This is a genomic window from Microbacterium sp. TNHR37B, assembly GCF_001620065.1.
Taxonomy (GTDB): Bacteria; Actinomycetota; Actinomycetes; order Actinomycetales; family Microbacteriaceae; genus Microbacterium.
This window is the reverse complement of sequence record NZ_LQGV01000001.1, coordinates 159,474-176,684: the sequence shown is the minus strand read 5'-3', so window position 1 is coordinate 176,684 and position 17,211 is coordinate 159,474. Positions and strand designations below refer to the sequence as shown.

Below are 17,211 nucleotides of genomic sequence, written 5' to 3'. Positions count from 1 at the left end.
CGCCGGGGCGCCTGAGTGTGCTCACAGCCTAGGGGAAGGTAACGTAGAGCCTCGTGCACGTACTCTCCGTCAGCTCACTCAAGGGGGGGGTCGGGAAGACGACCGTGACACTCGGACTCGCCTCCGCGGCGTTCGCTCGAGGCGTCCGAACCCTCGTCGTCGACCTCGACCCGCAGTCCGACGTGTCGACGGGGATGGACATCCAGGTCGCCGGACGGTTGAACATCGCCGATGTGCTGGCCAACCCCAAGGAGAAGGTGGTCCGTCAGGCGATCACATCCAGCGGCTGGGCGAAGGTGCACCCCGGCACGATCGACGTCCTCATCGGCAGCCCGTCCGCCATCAACTTCGACGGACCCCACCCGAGCGTTCGCGATGTGTGGAAGCTCGAGGAGGCGCTGGCGACGATCGAGGCCGACTACGACCTCGTGCTCGTCGATTGCGCTCCCTCCCTCAACGCGCTCACGCGCACGGCGTGGGCGGCCAGCGACCGCGTGATCGTCGTCACGGAGCCAGGGCTCTTCTCCGTCGCCGCCGCCGACCGGGCCCTTCGTGCGATCGAAGAGATCCGGCGCGGCCTGTCCCCCCGACTCCAGCCCCTCGGCATCGTCGTCAACCGCGTGCGTCCGCAGTCGATCGAACATCAGTTCCGCATCAAGGAGCTGCGCGACATGTTCGGGCCGCTCGTGCTGTCGCCGCAACTCCCCGAGCGCACGTCGCTTCAGCAGGCGCAGGGCGCCGCGAAACCTCTCCACATCTGGCCCGGCGACTCCGCGCAAGAACTGGCAGGCGACTTCGACGCGCTGTTGGACCGCGTCATGCGCACGGGGCGCATTCCGGTCGCGGGCGAAGCGCGGGCCTGAGAGCGAACGGCTCCGGTCGTTACGCCGAACGCACCGCGCGACGAGCGGCAAGCTCGTCGACCGGGTCGGGCACCTGCGGGTCGAAGTCGAGGAGCGTCGACTCCACTTCGTGCAGAACCTTGCCCACCGCGATGCCGAAGACTCCCTGGCCGCGGCTGACCAGGTCGATGACCTCGTCGTTCGAGGTGCAGAGATAGACCGACGCGCCGTCACTCATCAGCGTCGTGCCGGCGAGGTCGCGGATGCCCGCCGCGCGCAGCTGCTCGACCGCGGTGCGGATCTGCTGCAGGGAGATCCCGGTGTCGAGAAGACGCTTGACGAGCTTGAGCACGAGGATGTCGCGGAATCCGTAGAGCCGCTGCGAACCGGACCCGGAGGCACCGCGGACGGTGGGCTCGACGAGCTCGGTGCGCGCCCAATAGTCGAGCTGGCGGTAGGTGATTCCTGCGGCCCGCGCGGCGACGGCGCCACGGTAACCCACCTCGTCGTCCATCTGCGGGAGGCCGTCGGTGAAGAGCAGTTCGGTGGTGAACTGCGGCTCGCCGATCGCGTCGTGCGCGGTCATTTCGCCTCCTGCGTTGTGGTGGTTCGCTTCCACGCTAGAGGAGGGAGGGGCACCCGGCAACGACATCGGGCTCTCACGCCTCGGCGTGTCGCGGTGGTCAGGGAGCCAGGCGCTCCAGTGCGGCCTGCACGAGGCCGGCGCGCAACTCGTCGAGTCGACGCACGAGCTCCGGAGCGACCTCGTGTGCGCGAGCGCGCGAAGCCGGGTCGGATTTGCGAAGGAGGGGCGCCAGCGCGCTCTCTACGAGGGCGACATCGCGCTCGGCCGCCTGCCGCAGAGGACGCAGATGGCGCGGCTGGATTCCATGGGCATCCAGGGCCACGAGAGCGCGCAAGGTCGAGAGGGCTCGTTCGTCGAACGTCTCCGCCGCAGGCAGGAGCCCGGCGCTGATGGCCTCGCTGAGAAGCGACGCACTCGCCTCGGCCTCGGACACGAGCTCGTCACGCCGATATCGACGTGCTGCGTGCACGATCGACGCCGGCATGCTCGCCAGCTCGCCCGCCGGGTCGTCGAGATACTCACGAATGCGCGCCAACGGAATGCCGTAATCGCGCTGCATCGTCAGCGTGGTGCGGAGACGCTCGACGTCGGTCGGGGAGAACTTGCGGTAACCGGAATCGGTGCGCACCGGCGACACGATCCCCTGGACCTCCAGGTAACGGAGCTTGCTCGCGCTCAACAGCGGGAACTCCGGCGTCAGGCGTGCGAGAACCTGACCGATGCTGAGGTGTCCCGCCGGCGCCGCGCGACCGCGAGATGCTGCCGCCGGGCTCACCCGGCGTGCTCGCGATCGGCCGGCGACGCGAAGAAGTTGAGACGGAACTTGCCGATACGCAGCTCGGCTCCGTCGGTGAGGACGGCCCGGTCGACACGCTCACCGTTGACATAGGTGCCGTTCAGCGACCGCTGGTCGACGAGTTCGAAGACCGTTCCGGAGCGGTTGAGCTCCGCGTGGCGGCGGGACACCGTGACGTCGTCGAAGAAGATGTCCGCCTCGGGGTGGCGCCCCACGGTCGTCACGTCGGTGTCCAGAAGATAACGCGCTCCGGCCGTCGGACCCGAGCGCACGAGCAGCATGGCCGAACGGGACGGCAGTGCGGCGATCGCTTCGCGCTCGACCTCGCTCAGCTCGCTTCCGAACGAGATGAAGGACAGATCCGAATCATGGCCGAACGTCTGCGTCGTGTCGTGAGAGACGCGCTCGTGCGGTTCGGCTCCACGCCGGATGTCGTCGGGTCGACGGTTCTCGTCCACGGTGGCCTCCTCCTCATTCACCCTAACCGATCGGCCGCTCCCCCTGAGCGTGAGTTCGTGCTCGGGACACTCTCGAGCGGGGTCCGCGGGCGCTCCCCCAGCCTGACGGATCCGCCGCTCAACGACAAGCCGCAGAACGCCTCCCGAGACGCCCGTGATCGAGGATCCCCTGTGGAGGACCCGATGACGATCCCCTGACGCACCCAGGGTCGATGGGTAGGGTCGATCCCGTGACAACCCCTGCTCCTTCTGCTCCCCCCGTTTCCTCCGCCCGACTCGGTCTGCGAGGTCGCCTGACGGCCATGCTCGCGCTTGCGGCGGCGCTGGTCGCCGGTTCGGCTGCGTCGCCGGCATTCGCGCACGACGAGTTGGTGGGATCGGACCCGGCCGTGGGGTCGGAGGTCGCCGAGATGCCGACGGAGGTCACGCTCACCTTCAGCGGGGTGCTCCTCACCGGCGAGGGGACCACCGACGTCGTCGTGACCGACGCGGCGGGGACGGCGCTGACCAGCGAGCCTCCCGTCGTCGACGGCGTTCGCGTCATCCAGCCGATCAGCGGCTCCGCCTCCGGCGAGATCACGGTGACCTGGCGCGTGGTCTCCAGCGACGGGCACCCCATCTCCGACCAGTTCAGCTTCGTCGTCGCCGGCGCAGGGACCGGCTCCACGACGGCGCCGAGCGGTGCCGCCTCCCCCTCCCCGAGTGCGCAGAGCGCCGAGGCGGGGTCGGATGGCACGGAGCTGCTGCCGGTGTGGATCACGGTGGGCGTCGTCGCCGTCGTCGCGGTGGTTTTCGTCGTGCTCCTGACGCGGAGACGGGGCCTGCGCGAGGACTAGGCTGGAATCATGCCTCATTTCAATGTCGTCGTCCTCGGTGCCGGCCCTGGTGGCTACGTCGCAGCGGTCCGCGCCGCACAGCTCGGACTGTCCACGGCCATCATCGAAGAGAAGTACTGGGGAGGCGTCTGCCTCAACGTCGGCTGCATCCCCTCCAAGGCCCTGCTGAAGAACGCGGAGATCGCGCACACCCTGAAGCACAAGGCCGACTTCTTCGGCATCTCGGGTGAGTTCACCCTCGACTTCGGCGTCGCCTGGGACCGCAGTCGCGAGGTCGCCGACGGGCGCGTCAAGGGCATCCACTACCTGATGAAGAAGAACAAGGTCACCGAGTTCGAGGGACGCGGCTCGTTCACGGGCCCCAAGGCGATCACGGTCACCAAGTCCGACGGACAGGTCGAAGAGGTCACCTTCGACAACGTCATCATCGCGACCGGTTCGACCGTCCGGCTCCTTCCTGGCGTCACCTTGAGCGAGAACGTGGTCACGTACGAGGAGCAGATCCTCTCCCGCGAACTGCCGTCGTCGATCGTGATCGTCGGCGCGGGCGCGATCGGCATGGAGTTCGCCTACGTGCTCTCCAACTACGGCGTCAAGGTGACGATCATCGAGTTCCTCGACCGCGCGCTGCCCAATGAGGACGCCGACGTCTCCAAGGAGATCGCGCGCCAGTACAAGAACTACGGGATCGACCTCCTCGTCTCCACGAAGGTGGAGACCGTCGTCGACTCGGGCGACAAGGTGACAGTCACCTACACGGACAACAAGAGCGGCGCGAGCGGCCAGATCGAAGCGGACAAGGTCCTCATGTCGATCGGCTTCGCCCCCCGCATCGACGGATTCGGGCTCGAGAACACCGGGGTCAAGGTCAGCGACCGCGGCGCCATCGAGATCGACGACCACATGCGCACGAACGTCGAGGGGATCTACGCGATCGGCGACGTGACCGCCAAGCTGCAGCTCGCTCACGTGGCCGAGGCCCAGGGGGTCGTGGCGGCGGAGACCATCGGCGGCGCCGAGACCATGACGCTCGGCGACTACAAGATGATGCCCCGCGCGACCTTCTGCTCTCCCCAGGTCGCCTCGTTCGGCTACACCGAGGCGCAGTACAAGGAGACGGGCCGCGAGTACAAGGTGGCGACCTTCCCGTTCATGGCGAACGGAAAGGCGCACGGCCTCGGCGAGCCGGTGGGCTTCGTCAAGCTGATCGCCGACGCCGAGCACCTCGAGCTCGTCGGTGGCCACCTCATCGGACCGGATGTGTCGGAGCTCCTCCCCGAGCTCACGCTCGCGCAGAAGTGGGACCTCACGGCGCTCGAGCTCGCGCGCAACGTCCACACCCACCCGACGCTGTCCGAGGCCCTGCAGGAGGCCTTCCACGGTCTCGCCGGGCACATGATCAACTTCTGATCGGCTGGCCCCGGGCCCCCAGAGCGGGTAACCTGGGCCTCCACCCACTGACGCCGCCCCACCGAAGCCGGGGGCGGCGTCAGTGTCGTTCAGAGGCGGTGACGCCTCGTTCCCTCGTCCGGGGCGGCACGTCAGCGGCCGAGGGCGCGACCGAGCTTGGACGAGGATGAAGAGACTCGGCCGCCGGCGGCGATGACCAAGGCATCGGCGGCGCGGAAGAACGCGGCGCGCGCAGATTCCCCCTCCGGACCCCGCGGGCCGAGTTCGAGCTCCCACTCGCGCCACCGCGTCTGCTGAGACGCACCGAGGTCGTCGGCGACGACCCGATCATCGACGAACTCGGCGACGAGCTCACCGTCGGCATCGACCAGGGCGAAGGCGAGTCTCTGATTGCGCACACGTGCGATCGGAGCGAACGGCGGCGCCGCCACCGAGGCGACCTCGACGATGACCTCCGCGGGTACCGGACCTGCGAAACCGCCGTGTTCTGCGTCGTCGATCGTGAGCGGCCACCTCGTCTCGAGTTTGCCGTCGGGCGTCGACCGCTTCACGTGCCAGCCGCTATCGGGGCCGCCCTCGCGGCGCCGGACGGCCGTGGCCGCGCGAGCGAGCGCACCGTCGACGGTGTCGAAGTAGGTCGCGTCGAGCGAGCGGAGCTCAGGCTCCCGCACGGCAGCGACACCCGGGAGCGCGCTCCAGTCAGGCAGCGGGGTGTCGTCGTCGACGTCGTACTTGCGCTCGATCTCCAGCGAGTGCTCGGCGACCAAGATCAGTCGTCGCGGCCGTCGGGATCGGGGTCGATGTCGTCCTGCGCCTCGACGTAGTGATAGTCGGCGGAGGTGGGACCGTCGCCCTCCCCGGTGTTCTCGGCCTCGCCCGCCCGCTCGTACACCACCTGGGTCTCGCTGTAGGGCAGGATCAACTGGTCCTGACTCACGTCGTCGACCGGGATGAGCTGTCCATCGAGGGGACCGCCGTGCAGGCGCGCAATTGCCATGATGACCTCCGCTTCCCACCCTAGCCCCCTGCGTCACGGCTCCCCCGTCGGGACGCATAGACTCGACAGCCGATGAGACCCTTCCTGCTGCTGGCCACCCGTGCCGAGGACGTCCCCGCCGACGAGGAGTATGCCCTCTTCCTGCGCTTCACCGGGCTGAGCGAGGACGAGCTCGTCCGGGTGCGCCTGGAAGCGGGCCCCCTCGGCCCCATCGACCTCGACGAATGGTCGGGGATCTTCGTCGGTGGCGGCCCGTTCAACGCCTCGGACCCCGATGAGGACAAGAGCGCCGTGCAACGACGCGTCGAGGCCGAGTTCCGAACTCTCCTCGACGACGTCGTGGCGCGGGACTTCCCCTTCCTCGGGGCCTGCTACGGAGTCGGGACCCTCGGCGCCCATCAGGGCGCCGTGATCGATCGCACGTATCGGGAGCCCATCAGCGTCGTCGAGATCGAGCGGACACCCGAGGGCGCCGCCGACCCTCTTCTCGCCGCGCTCCCCGACCGGTTCACCGCGTTCGTCGGCCACAAGGAGGCGATCACGGTGCTGCCGCCCTCGGCGACCCTCCTCGCCCGCGGCGACGCCTGCCCGGTGCAGATGTTCCGCGTGGGACGCAACGTGTACGCGACGCAGTTCCATCCCGAGCTGGACGTGGACGGCATCACCACCCGCATCCACGCCTACGCCGACCACGGCTACTTCGGCGCCGACGAGCTGTATCTCACCCTTGCCGCCGTTCGCCGCACTCCGGTGGCGCACACCTCGTCGATCCTCCGGGCCTTCGTCGAGCGCTACGCCCGGTGAGCCCCGACGTCAGAGGACGGGCGGGGTGTGCCAGATCCGCTCGATGTAGTCGCGCATCGAACGGTCCGAGGAGAAGAACCCGCACCGGGCGACGTTGAGGATCGCGGAGCGCGTCCAGGCGTCCTGATCCTGGTAGGCGGCGTCGACCGTGGCCTGCGCCTGGATGTAGGACGAGTAGTCGGCGAGCACCATGAAACGGTCGTCGTAGAGGAGGTTCGAGACGATCGGCTCGAACACGCTCTTGTCACCGCCGGAGAAGGCTCCCGAGGCGATGAGGTCGATCGCACGCCTCAGGCCTTCGTCCGCCTGGTAGAAGTCGGCCGGCCGGTAGCCGCGGGCCCACAGCGCTTCGACCTCCGGCTCGCTCATACCGAAGAGGAAGAAGTTGTCATCGCCGACCAGCTCGCGGATCTCGACGTTGGCGCCGTCATCCGTGCCGATCGTCAGGGCGCCGTTGAGTGCGAACTTCATGTTCCCCGTCCCCGAGGCCTCCTTCCCGGCGAGTGAGATCTGCTCAGACAGGTCGGCGGCGGGAATGACCCGCTCCGCCAGCGTGACGTTGTAGTTCGGCGGGAAGAGGACCTTCAACCGATCAGCGACGCGGGGATCGGCGTTGACGACCGAGCCGACCGCGTTGATCAGGTGGATGATCTGCTTGGCCATGACGTACCCGGGCGCCGCCTTGGCGCCGAAGATGAACGTCCGCGGCTGGACCTCGGCGACGTCGACACGGCCCGACACGATCCCTTCGTACGCCGTGACGATGTGGAGCAGCTTGAGCATCTGACGCTTGTACTCGTGAAGACGCTTGACCATGACGTCGAGCATGTGCCCGTCGCTCACGTCGAACCCGTCGCGGGTGTGGAGGACGTGAGAGAGCCGGCGTTTGTTGGCGGCCTTGACCTCGCGGAACCTCGCGCGGAACTCCGGATCCTCGGCGTAGGACTCCAGCTCGCGGAGCCGCTCCAGGTCGGTGATCCAGCCCGTGCCGAGCGCCTCGGTGATCAGGCCCGACAGCTCGGGGTTGGCGAGCCGGACGAACCGGCGGGGGGTGACGCCGTTGGTGACGTTGGTGAACTTGCCCGGGTAGAACTCGTTGAAGTCGGGCAGGACCTTGTCGCGCAGGAGCTGGGAATGCAGCTCCGCGACGCCGTTGACCTTGGCCCCGGCGACCGTGGCGAGGTACGCCATCCGCACCGAGCGGACCGGCACCTCTCCGATGATCGACATGTTGCGAATCCGCATCTCGTCGTCGCCGAAACGCTCGCGGACGGCCGCGAGAAACTCGTCGTTGATCCGGTAGATGATCTCCAGGTGCCGCGGAAGCAACCGGCCGAGCAGGTCGACCGGCCACACTTCGAGTGCCTCGGGAAGCAGCGTGTGGCACGTGTACGCGAAGCAGCCTTGCGTGATCCGCCACGCTTCCTCCCACTCGAGCTTCTTCTCGTCGACCAGCACGCGCATCAGTTCGGGCACAGCGATGACCGGGTGGGTGTCGTTGAGCTGGAAGATCACACGGTCCGGGAGCCCGGAGAGATCGAAGCCGTCGGCGAGCTGGTGCTGGAGGAAGTCGGCGATCGAGGCGGCGACGAAGAAGTACTGCTGCTGGAGGCGCAGCTCCTTGCCCTGAGGCGTGGAGTCTTCCGGGTAGAGCACCTTGGAGATGTTCTCCGCGAAGGTCTGCGCGCGCACCGCCTCCTCGTAATCGCCGGAGTTGAAGACGCGCAGGTCGAAGGAGTCGGTGGCCTTCGCGCTCCAGAGGCGGAGGGTGTTGACCCGGCCGTTCTGGTAGCCGGGGACCATGTAGTTGTACGGCAGGGCCTGGACGTTCCAGCCAGGGATCCATCGGCTGCGGATCACACCGTCGTCGTCATAGGTCTCGGTGTGACCGCCGAAGGAGATCTCCTGGGCGGCCTCGGGGTGGGGGAACTCCCACGGAGTGTCCATCGCGAGCCACGCGTCGGGTTGCTCGACCTGCTGACCGTCGACGAAGGTCTGACGGAAGATGCCGTACTCGTAGCGGATGCCGTAGCCGATGTTGGGGACGCTCAAGGTGGCGAGCGAGTCGATGAAGCATGCCGCGAGGCGTCCGAGGCCGCCATTTCCCAGGCCCGGCTCGACCTCCTGCGCACGCAGCTCGTCGATGTCGATCCCGCAGGCGGCCATCGCCTCCGTGGCGATGTCGGTGAGGCCGGAAGCCAAGAGGTTGTTGTCGAGCTGCCTCCCCAGGAGATACTCCGCGGAGAGGTAGCAGACGCCCTTCGCCTGCTGCTCGCGCTGGCGGCGCTGATCTTCGAGCCAGCGCGCCATGAGGTAGTCGCGCACCGTCATGGCAAAGGCGTAGTAGCGGTCGGTGACACTCGAGGCCGACAACGGCACACCGCGTTCGTAGTTCAGATTGCGGAGGAACTGGCGGACGAATCCGTCGACCGAACTGGCCGGTCCGGTCACGGGAGCCAGCGCGAGCGGGTGGGTGGCATGCAGCGGGTGCGACGCGGGCGCCGCAGCGAAGTCGTTCTCGGGCACCTTACGAAGGTACACACTCAGAGGAGGCCGCCCGATCCCCTTGGGCCGTGAACGCCGTCAGTGTTTACACACTCGACGCATTCTCGTCTTCGGACCGTGCCTTCCGGTCGTCGGAGCGCGCCTTCTCATCCGCCGCGCGCGCTGCGTCATCGGCGTCGGCGCGGGCCTTCTCGAGCTCGGCCGTCGCGACGCGCACCGCGTCTTCGGCGCGCTGGATCCGGCGCGCCAGGAAGGTGTCCGCGCCGTGCCGCGCCCGCACCCGGTCGTGTCGCTCGGCGACCCCCTCGAGGATGTAGGCACTCGCGATGAGGATCACCTGCGCCGACAGGTTGACCCACAGCAGCAGCGCGATGAGCGAGGCGAAAGAAGCCAGCAGCGGGTTGGAGGTCGCCCCGCCGACGAACAGTCCGGAGAGGGTCTGCAGAACGGTCAGCCCCACGGCACCCAGCAGCGCTCCCGCCCACAGCGAACGCCAGTCGGCGCGGACGCCGGAAAGGATCCGGAAGAGCGCGGCCACCGCCACGGCGTCGAGGGCGAATGTGACGACGATCGCAAGTGCTCGCGTGCCCCACGACAGCAAAGGGTGGTCTTCCGGGAGGCCGATCCATCCCGCCACGACGCCGAGCCCGGCCGTTCCCAGAACGGTCATCGCCGCCGATGCCCCGAGCGCCACGGCGGCACCGACCGCCACCCCGAGATTCCGGAGGATCACGGCCCACCACACGACGTCGTCGGTCGGGCGGTCGGCGATCACGTGCAGCGCCGTGCGGAGAGACCCGATGGCGCCGATCGCGGCACCGACCAGACCCGCCAACGACAGGATCCCCGCAATAGACAGGCCGGCCGGAGCGTCGATGTTGTCGGGAGAGATGATGCCGTCGGGCCCGACGAGCCCGGGGATCGCTCGATCGATGGCGGCGAGCAGCGCATTCCACGCGTCTTTGTCGCCCGCGAGCCAGAGCGCGGCGACCGAGAACCCGAGCAGCACGGCGGCGAAGATGCTGAAGAGAGCCCGATACGTGACGCTGTCCGCCAGAAGCGGGCCACGATGCTCGCTGTACCGCAGAAACGCGCGGACGGGCTTCAGGGACAGAGCTCGAGCGGTGAGGCGCGCGACATCCATGGCGCCCACCCTAGGCGACACTCCCCACGGCGGATCGGGGGTTGACGGGAGCCGGGCGGGCGGGCAAGACCTCCTCGCCAAACACTTCTGTCACAGAGTTCACACTGATCTCGTTCTTTCACGCCCGTGCGGGGAGGCATACGATACTTCGAGGGAAAGGGGCGCCGTGAAGGGACTCGCGGAAAGCCTGGTGCACACCGGGGCGATCAGCGCGGACGTGGTGTCCGACGTCGTCGCCGAAGTCGGCGAAGGAGCGGAGCTGCGGCGCCGCCTCGTGGACGCGGGGCTCGTGTCGGAACGCCAGCTCGCGCAGGCGATCGCCCGCCAGACCGGACTCCCCTTCGTCGATCTCTCCGACGTGGACCTCTCCCCCGACATCGTCTCGGCGGTGCCGGCCGCCCTCTGCCGCCGCTACCAGGTGATCCCCGTGGGCCGGGGCCGGCGCAGCCTCACCGTCGGGATGGCCGATCCGACCGACCTCATCGCGATCGACGACATCGCCACGGCCACCGAGCTGAACGTCAGACCCGTCGTGGTGGCCGCCGATGCGCTCGAGGCCGCCTTCGCGCGCCTGCTGCGGTCCGACGAGGAGCTGTTGGACCTGTCCGAGCAGATCGGCGAGATCGCGGCCTCCGACGGCACCGGGGGCACCGAGTCCATCGAGGAGCAGGTCGACGACGCTCCCGTGGTGCGGTTCGTCAATCTTCTCATCGCACAGGCCATCAACGATCGGGCCAGCGACATCCACATCGAGCCGGGCGAGAAGTTCCTCACGGTGCGGTATCGCATCGACGGCGTCCTCCATGAGATGCAGCGCGCCGACCGCGCCATCCAGGACGGCGTGATCTCACGGCTGAAGATCATGTCGGCGATCGACATCGCCGAGCGCCGCCGCCCCCAGGACGGTCGCCTCTCGGTGCATCACGACGGCCGCCAGATCGACCTCCGCCTCGCGACCCTCCCGACCGTCTGGGGGGAGAAGATCGTCATGCGCATCCTCGACAGTTCCGCGCAGTCGCTGTCGATGAGCGACCTGCGGTTCTCGCTCCGCAACGAACAGAAGTTCCGGGCCGCGATCGGCAGGCCCCACGGAATGTTGCTCGTGACAGGACCGACGGGGTCGGGAAAGTCGACGACTCTCTATACGGCGCTGGGCGCCGTCGCCAATCCGCGGATCAACGTCATCACGGTCGAGGACCCCGTGGAGTACCGCATCGCCGGCATCAACCAGGTGCAGGTGAATCAACGCGCCGGCATGACGTTCCAGGCGGCGCTGCGCTCCATCCTCCGGTCGGACCCCGATGTCGTCCTCGTCGGAGAGATCCGCGACAAGGAGACCGCCACGATCTCGATCGAGGCGGCGCTGACCGGACACCTCGTCCTTTCGACCCTGCACACCAACGATGCGCCCAGCGCCCTCACTCGTCTCGTCGAGATCGGCTGCGAGCCCTACCTGGTGGGGACCGCTCTGTCGGCCGTGGTCGCCCAGAGACTCGCGCGCCGGCTGTGCACGAAGTGCCGGGAGAGCTACACGGAAAGCCCTGACGTGCTCACCTCGGTGGGCTTCCCGCACAACCCACTCGATCCCCCGGTGCTGTATCGCGCCGTCGGATGCCCCGAGTGCTCCGGCACGGGGTACCGCGGACGCGTCGCCCTGCACGAAGTCATGGAAGTGACCGAACGCCTCGAGCAGCTCGTGGTGTCGCACGCGACCGGCTCAGAACTGCGCGCGACGGCGATCGACGAGGGGCTGGTGTCGCTGCGCGAGGACGGCTTCGCCAAAGTGTCGGAGGGCATCACGACGATCGAAGAGATCTTGCGCGTCTCTCTCTGACGACCCGGGCACGGTGGCGTCTGACGATCCGGGCACATCGACGTTCCCGAGTCACCATGGCAAGAGGAAGCGGGGCGCGCGTCCCTCCCCAGTTCCGCGCGCCCCGCCGTTGGGGGAAACCTAACCGGACTGGCCGAGCTCGCCGTAGATGGAGAAGATCGGCAGATACAGGGAGACCACCATGCCGCCGATGATGATCCCGATCCCCACGATGAGGATCGGCTCGATCGAGGACGTCAGCTGCTCGGTCGCGGTCTGCACCTCGCCCTCGTAGAAGTCGGCGATGCTGGCCAGCATGTCGGGGAGCGTGCCGGACTCCTCGCCGACGGCGGCCATCTGCGCAACCATCGGGGGGAAGACCTCGGCCTTGGCGAGAGGTGTCGAGAACGACTTGCCCTGACGCACCGACTCCTGGACGGCCCGCACAGCCTGTTCGATCCGGTAGTTGTTCGACGCCGCGCCCACGATCGCGAGCGCCTGGACGAGAGGCACGCCGGCGTTGAGCATCATCGAGAGTCCGCGGCTGAAGCGGGCGACGGCGATCTTCGTGGCGAGAGGGCCGAACACCGGCATGCGGAGCTTGAGCGGATCGACGATGCGACGGACGGCGTCGGAGGTGCGGTACTTCATCCACCAGATCGAGAACGCGATCCCGAGCACGATGACGGTCGGCAGCACCCACACCATGCTGTGGGAGACCGAGACGATGATCTGGGTGGGAACCGGCAGCTCCGACCCGAGATTGGCGAACATGCCCTCGAACACCGGCACGACGAAGGTCACCATCGCGATGACGCCGACGATCGCGATGATGAGGACGATGAGCGGGTAGGTCGTGGCCGAGCGGATCTTGTCCTGCAGCTCGGCCTCGTTCTTGTAGGTCTCCGCGATCGTGCTGAGCGACTGACCGAGGAAACCGCCCGACTCCCCCACCCGGACCATGCTCACCATCAGCGGCGGGAAGACGGTCGGGTGCTGACCGAGCGCAGCCGAGAAGGCCGATCCGGACTCGACGGCCGCGTGCACCTTGACGAGGGCGTCACGCAACTGAGCGTCCTCGGCCTGGTCGATGAGGATCGAGAGCGTGCGCATCAGGGGCAGCCCGGCGTTGATGAGTCCCGCCATCTGCTTGGCGAACACGGCGAGAGTAGCGACCTTCACGCGTTTGACGAAGCCGGGGATCGTGATCTCCCGGTGCAGCCCCGTCTTTGAGGTGAGGGTCACTTCCAGCGGAGTCAGCCCCTGCGCGCGCAGCTTCGCGGCGACGGCACCCTGGCTGGAGGCCTCCAGAGTTCCCTTCACGATGCCGCCACCGGTCGTGTCGACCGCGCGGTAGGCGTACTCCTCGACGAGTGGCATCAGAGACCCCAGCCACTGGCCGAGCGCTCCGAGGCGTGCATCGTCCAGGCCTCCGCGTCGTAGTCGGCGGGGCGCACCTTCGTCTCGTCGAAGCTGCGCGGATCCTCGGCGATCTCCCGAGCCACGGTGAGCGAGATGGACCCGTCGGCGACGAGGCGCTGCAAGTCTTGATCGAGAGTGTGCATGCCGACGGACCCGCCGGCCTGCAGCATCGAGTAGATCTGACTGATCTCCCCTTCCCGGATGAGGTTGGCGATGGCCGGAGAGTTGACCAGCACTTCCGTGGCGATCACGCGTCCCTCCGACTGCGCCTTGGGAAGGAGCGTCTGCGTGATGATGCCCCGGAGGGTGTCGCCCAGCTGCGTCCGGATCTGGTTCTGCTGATCGGAGGGGAACGCATCGACGATGCGGTTGATCGACTTCGCCGCGCTCTGCGTATGCAGCGTCGAGAGGACGAGGTGACCGGTCTCGGCGGCGGTGAGGGCCGTGGAGATCGACTCCTGATCGCGGAGCTCCCCGATGAGGATGATGTCGGGGTCTTGGCGGAGCACCCGGCGCAGGGCCTCGGAGAACGAGGCGGTGTCGCTGCCGATCTCCCGCTGGTGGATCAGCGCCCGCTTGCTCGTGTGCTGGAACTCCACGGGGTCTTCCACCGTGACGATGTGCGCGGGCTTGCTCCGATTGACGACGTCGATCATCGAGGCGAGGGTGGTCGATTTTCCGGAGCCCGTCGGCCCCGTCACCAGCACGAGGCCGCGGGGCTTCATGACGAGCTCCGCCGCGATCCGCGGCACGCCGAGCTCCTCGAAGCTCTTGATCCGTTCCGGGATGAACCGGAGCGCCACGGCCACCTGACCGAGCTGGCGGAACACGTTCACACGGAACCGCGCTACCTCGGGCACCGTGATCGAGAGGTCGACTTCCCCCGACGCACGGAACTCCGCGACCTGTTCCGTCGTGAGGATCCCCCCGATCGCCGACTCGAGCCAGTTGGCGCTCGTCGGGCTCTCGAATCCGGGGACCAGCGCGAGGTCACCGTCGATCCGGATCTGCGGCGGATGGTTGGCGGTGAGGTGGACGTCGGACGCGCGGAGGTCCGCCGCGACGCGCAGCAGAGCGTCGAGAGGAGAGGTGTCGGCGATCATGGTGCCTCCGTCTGGAAGAAGGTCAGGGCGGTCACGGTGAGTTCTTTGTCGTCGGTAGAGATCTTCACGGGGAATAGCAGTCGGGGCCCGCGACCGAGCGCGTCGACGAAGGCCGCCATCCGGCCCGCGCGCTCAGCGAGAGCGTTGCCGTCGAGCGGACCCGAGCCACCGCTGTCCCCCGTGTCTGTATAGGAGGCCGTGAGATCGATGACGATCGTCACCAGAACCTGCTGCTGCGGAGATTCGGGATCGCCGGCCGAGGTCGCCGGCGCCGAGGCGGTGTCGTCGGGCGTACCGTCGGCGCCGGAGTCCGTCGCCTCCGGTGTCGCCTCCTCGACGCCTTCCGCCCCAGCCCCTTCTGCGCTGGGGTCGGCCGGCGCGGAGGCCGAGTCCCCCTCGGTGATCGTCGTGCGCTCCGCCCAGGGCACCGGGTCGCCGATCGTCACCGACTTCACCTGGACGTCGACGGTGCGGGCGGCATCGGAGACGAGCTGCTGCACGTCGTCGAGCTGCGGGGTGGCGGCGATCTCACGGCGGAGTTCTGTGAGATCGCTGTCGACTGCGCTGATCGTCTCTCCGGCCCGGTCCAGCTGGGCGATCTGCTGCTCGTACACGTCGTTGGCGTTCTCGACCGTCGTCGTCTGCGCATCGGTGCTCTGCGCGGTCCCGTACATCGGCAGCGCGATGGCGACGACCCCGGCGACCAGGATTGCCAAGACGGTGAGAACTCCGGCCAGGTTGATGAGCTGTCTGTTCATGCCTCAGCCGTCCTTCGCCCGGTAGGCGCCGGTGTAGACCGACTGATCGAGGGTCACGGTGATGTCGTGACGATAGACGCCCTCTTCCAGCGTCTGTGTCCATCCGTCGACGTCGGTGGCGCCGGGAAGCGTGCGCAGTCGGCGGATCACCGGGACGATGTCGGCGGGGTCCGTGCTGGTGAGGATGATGTGACCGTAGACGCCGACCTGCGTCGTGGGATCCTCACCCTGCGGAACCGGGCCTGGCGAGAGCTCGACATCGGCGATCGAGACGCCGGCGGGCAGACGATCGGCGACGGCACCGAGCACCGTTGACCACCGGACGTCCGACGCCATGGCGCGGGACCGGAAGTCCGACAGACTCTGCTGCAGGTCGAGTTTCTGCCGCACGGGCTGGAGGGCGGAGAGGTCGGAGAGGAGCTCAGTGGTGTGCGCGTTGGCGGCGGTGAGGCGCTGCGCGGCCATCGTCTGCAGGCCGTACGCCGCGGCGCTGAGGAGTGCGACCGTGAGCAGCGTGGCCCCGAGACCCCACGCCCAGCGACGGAGGAGGCCCGCGCGCTCCCGGCGGTCGATCGCGGCCCGCGGCATGAGGTTGACGCGCGGAGGCCCGCCCAGGAGGAGAGCCGGTGAGGTGGACCGTGGGTTCATGCGCGCACTCCCGCTCCGGCAAGGCCGCCCGTCGTGAGGAGGTCGACGTCGAGGTCGCCGGCCGGAATCGCCAGCGTCGAGGAGGTCACCGTCGACAGGCCCACCAGTTCCACCGGCACCGGCAGACTCGCCGCCAGCGCGTCGCCGATACCGGGGACGACAGCGCCCGCACCGCTGACCAGGACACGAGTGACCGGCGCCTCCGCGGACCGGTCCGCGTAGAAGCGCAGCGTGCTCCCGAGCCGTGAGACCGCGACCCCGATCTCCGCCTCCGTCATCGACACGGGACGGACCGCTCCCCGCAGGTCTGCCCGGCGGCGCACCAGCGGAGCTCCCACCGCGACCGGCTCCCTCGCCTCCTCGAAGCGGGGCGCCTCGGCCTCCGCGTCGGCTTCCGCGGACGACTCGGCGCGCGCAGAGCGAGCGCGGACGGCCGCCGTGGCGATCTCCATCGGGATGATACGCACGAAGCGCGGGACACCGTCGCGCATCACGACGACGTAGCTCGTGTGGTCGCCCAGGTGCAGGGCGGCGATGGTCTCCCCCGGCGCCGCGAGGCCGCTGACGGCGCGCGTGAGGGCGAACGGCGCCAGATCGACGCTCTCGACGGTGAGTTTGGCGCGGGACACCGCGGTCACGAGCTCGTCGACCGTCTCGGCGACGGCCGCGACGAGGAGGCCGGAGACCTGGTCCTCCACCTGCGAGACGGGATAGAAGTCGAGCACCGCCTGATCGGCCGGAACCGGCAGGAGATCCTGAACCTGAAAAGGCAGCGCCTGGGCGAGCAGATCGGGTCGCATCGCCTGCGTCGTGTAGTCGCGCACCAGGATCCGACGGCTGCCGATGCCGAGAACCACCCGGCGACCCGTGATCTTGGCGCGCGACCAGAGCTGACGGAGAGCCAGGACCACCGCATCGGTGTCGAACACCTCGGAGTCCTTCGCGGCGCCCTCCGGGAGGGGCACCGCGCCGAAGGCGACGACGCGCGGCGAACGCCCGGTCGACATCTCCACCGCCCGCACGCTCTCCTCGGTGATCTCGAGGCCCACGATCGTCTTCGCCATCCGCTGTTCTCTCTCTCCGACTCCG

At 68.3% G+C, this 17,211-nt stretch carries 17 protein-coding genes; 5 read left to right on the top strand and 12 right to left on the bottom strand.

Going from position 1 to position 17,211, the window contains the following annotated elements:
* Window positions 1-53 precede the first annotated feature (53 nt).
* Window positions 54-863 carry a ParA family protein gene (locus AVP41_RS00875; protein WP_067159421.1) on the top strand — a complete coding sequence of 270 codons (810 nt, stop codon included), beginning with the start codon at window positions 54-56 and terminating at the stop codon, window positions 861-863.
* Between the two features lie 19 nt (window positions 864-882).
* Here the strand turns inward: AVP41_RS00875 and AVP41_RS00870 are convergent, their stop codons facing one another.
* The 3 genes from AVP41_RS00870 to AVP41_RS16885 all read right to left on the bottom strand — a co-directional run bounded on the left by AVP41_RS00870 (window position 883) and on the right by AVP41_RS16885 (window position 2,682).
* Window positions 883-1,428 carry a MerR family transcriptional regulator gene (locus AVP41_RS00870; protein ID WP_067159418.1) on the bottom strand — a complete coding sequence of 182 codons (546 nt, stop codon included), beginning with the start codon at window positions 1,426-1,428 and terminating at the stop codon, window positions 883-885.
* A 97-nt stretch (window positions 1,429-1,525) separates the two neighbouring features.
* A complete protein-coding gene (gene ftsR, locus AVP41_RS00865; RefSeq protein WP_067159415.1) occupies window positions 1,526-2,203 on the bottom strand; it encodes a transcriptional regulator FtsR in 678 nt (225 codons plus the stop codon).
* On the bottom strand, window positions 2,200-2,682 hold the full coding sequence (locus tag AVP41_RS16885; RefSeq protein ID WP_067162658.1) for an FHA domain-containing protein: 483 nt from the start codon (window positions 2,680-2,682) through the stop codon (window positions 2,200-2,202). The genes ftsR and AVP41_RS16885 overlap by 4 nt, the downstream gene beginning before the upstream one ends.
* Window positions 2,683-2,984: 302 nt before the next feature.
* On the opposite strand from AVP41_RS16885, the gene AVP41_RS00855 reads away from it, so the two are divergent.
* On the top strand, window positions 2,985-3,518 hold the full coding sequence (locus AVP41_RS00855; RefSeq protein WP_067159412.1) for a copper resistance CopC family protein: 534 nt from the start codon (window positions 2,985-2,987) through the stop codon (window positions 3,516-3,518).
* Window positions 3,519-3,527: 9 nt separating this feature from the next.
* A complete protein-coding gene (gene lpdA, locus AVP41_RS00850) occupies window positions 3,528-4,928 on the top strand; it encodes a dihydrolipoyl dehydrogenase (protein ID WP_067159409.1) in 1,401 nt (466 codons plus the stop codon).
* A 131-nt stretch (window positions 4,929-5,059) separates the two neighbouring features.
* Here lpdA and AVP41_RS00845 read toward each other — a convergent pair whose 3' ends face one another.
* Both AVP41_RS00845 and AVP41_RS16775 read right to left on the bottom strand, forming a co-directional pair.
* Window positions 5,060-5,695, bottom strand: a complete 636-nt coding sequence (locus AVP41_RS00845; protein ID WP_231902636.1) for a CYTH domain-containing protein — start codon at window positions 5,693-5,695, stop codon at window positions 5,060-5,062.
* Between the two features lie 2 nt (window positions 5,696-5,697).
* Complete coding sequence (locus AVP41_RS16775; protein ID WP_067159406.1) at window positions 5,698-5,925, bottom strand: response regulator; 228 nt, start codon at window positions 5,923-5,925, stop codon at window positions 5,698-5,700.
* Window positions 5,926-5,997: 72 nt separating this feature from the next.
* On the opposite strand from AVP41_RS16775, the gene AVP41_RS00835 reads away from it, so the two are divergent.
* The gene (locus AVP41_RS00835; protein ID WP_067159403.1) at window positions 5,998-6,729 is read left to right on the top strand and encodes a glutamine amidotransferase; all 732 of its coding nucleotides are present in this window, start codon (window positions 5,998-6,000) and stop codon (window positions 6,727-6,729) included.
* Window positions 6,730-6,738: 9 nt separating this feature from the next.
* On the opposite strand, the gene AVP41_RS00830 is transcribed toward AVP41_RS00835, so the two are convergent.
* Together AVP41_RS00830 and AVP41_RS00825 are read right to left on the bottom strand one after the other, a co-directional pair.
* Window positions 6,739-9,213, bottom strand: a complete 2,475-nt coding sequence (locus AVP41_RS00830; protein ID WP_067162654.1) for a glycogen/starch/alpha-glucan phosphorylase — start codon at window positions 9,211-9,213, stop codon at window positions 6,739-6,741.
* Window positions 9,214-9,319: 106 nt separating this feature from the next.
* A complete protein-coding gene (locus AVP41_RS00825) occupies window positions 9,320-10,378 on the bottom strand; it encodes a YihY/virulence factor BrkB family protein (protein WP_067159400.1) in 1,059 nt (352 codons plus the stop codon).
* 166 nt (window positions 10,379-10,544) lie between these two features.
* On the opposite strand from AVP41_RS00825, the gene AVP41_RS00820 reads away from it, so the two are divergent.
* On the top strand, window positions 10,545-12,212 hold the full coding sequence (locus AVP41_RS00820; protein ID WP_067159397.1) for a GspE/PulE family protein: 1,668 nt from the start codon (window positions 10,545-10,547) through the stop codon (window positions 12,210-12,212).
* Between the two features lie 120 nt (window positions 12,213-12,332).
* On the opposite strand, the gene AVP41_RS00815 is transcribed toward AVP41_RS00820, so the two are convergent.
* The 5 genes from AVP41_RS00815 to pilM are packed head-to-tail and all read right to left on the bottom strand — an operon-like array spanning window position 12,333 to window position 17,186.
* Window positions 12,333-13,571, bottom strand: a complete 1,239-nt coding sequence (locus AVP41_RS00815; protein WP_067159395.1) for a type II secretion system F family protein — start codon at window positions 13,569-13,571, stop codon at window positions 12,333-12,335.
* Window positions 13,571-14,716: a type IV pilus twitching motility protein PilT gene (locus AVP41_RS00810; protein ID WP_082828958.1), complete on the bottom strand. Its 1,146-nt coding sequence runs from the start codon at window positions 14,714-14,716 to the stop codon at window positions 13,571-13,573. The genes AVP41_RS00815 and AVP41_RS00810 overlap by 1 nt, the downstream gene beginning before the upstream one ends.
* Window positions 14,713-15,474, bottom strand: a complete 762-nt coding sequence (locus AVP41_RS00805; RefSeq protein ID WP_067159392.1) for a hypothetical protein — start codon at window positions 15,472-15,474, stop codon at window positions 14,713-14,715. The genes AVP41_RS00810 and AVP41_RS00805 overlap by 4 nt, the downstream gene beginning before the upstream one ends.
* A 3-nt stretch (window positions 15,475-15,477) precedes the next feature.
* Window positions 15,478-16,122 (bottom strand): hypothetical protein, encoded by a 645-nt coding sequence (locus tag AVP41_RS00800; RefSeq protein WP_067159390.1) that lies wholly within the window; start codon window positions 16,120-16,122, stop codon window positions 15,478-15,480.
* Entirely contained in the window at window positions 16,119-17,186 is a 1,068-nt protein-coding gene (pilM, locus tag AVP41_RS00795; protein ID WP_067159387.1) for a type IV pilus biogenesis protein PilM, read from the bottom strand. Before pilM ends, AVP41_RS00800 begins: the two co-directional genes overlap by 4 nt.
* Window positions 17,187-17,211: the final 25 nt, after the last annotated feature.

What these genes read in the sequence shown, in the direction of transcription:
- AVP41_RS00800 (WP_067159390.1), bottom strand. Translation starts at nt 16,122, where the DNA reads ATGAACCCACGGTCCACCTCACCGGCTCTCCTCCTGGGCGGGCCTCCG.
- AVP41_RS00870 (WP_067159418.1), bottom strand. Translation starts at nt 1,428, where the DNA reads ATGACCGCGCACGACGCGATCGGCGAGCCGCAGTTCACCACCGAACTG.
- AVP41_RS00810 (WP_082828958.1), bottom strand. Translation starts at nt 14,716, where the DNA reads ATGATCGCCGACACCTCTCCTCTCGACGCTCTGCTGCGCGTCGCGGCG.
- AVP41_RS00855 (WP_067159412.1), top strand. Translation starts at nt 2,985, where the DNA reads ATGCTCGCGCTTGCGGCGGCGCTGGTCGCCGGTTCGGCTGCGTCGCCG.
- AVP41_RS00835 (WP_067159403.1), top strand. Translation starts at nt 5,998, where the DNA reads ATGAGACCCTTCCTGCTGCTGGCCACCCGTGCCGAGGACGTCCCCGCC.
- AVP41_RS00815 (WP_067159395.1), bottom strand. Translation starts at nt 13,571, where the DNA reads ATGCCACTCGTCGAGGAGTACGCCTACCGCGCGGTCGACACGACCGGT.
- AVP41_RS00825 (WP_067159400.1), bottom strand. Translation starts at nt 10,378, where the DNA reads ATGGATGTCGCGCGCCTCACCGCTCGAGCTCTGTCCCTGAAGCCCGTC.
- AVP41_RS00805 (WP_067159392.1), bottom strand. Translation starts at nt 15,474, where the DNA reads ATGAACAGACAGCTCATCAACCTGGCCGGAGTTCTCACCGTCTTGGCA.
- lpdA (WP_067159409.1), top strand. Translation starts at nt 3,528, where the DNA reads ATGCCTCATTTCAATGTCGTCGTCCTCGGTGCCGGCCCTGGTGGCTAC.
- AVP41_RS16775 (WP_067159406.1), bottom strand. Translation starts at nt 5,925, where the DNA reads ATGGCAATTGCGCGCCTGCACGGCGGTCCCCTCGATGGACAGCTCATC.
- pilM (WP_067159387.1), bottom strand. Translation starts at nt 17,186, where the DNA reads ATGGCGAAGACGATCGTGGGCCTCGAGATCACCGAGGAGAGCGTGCGG.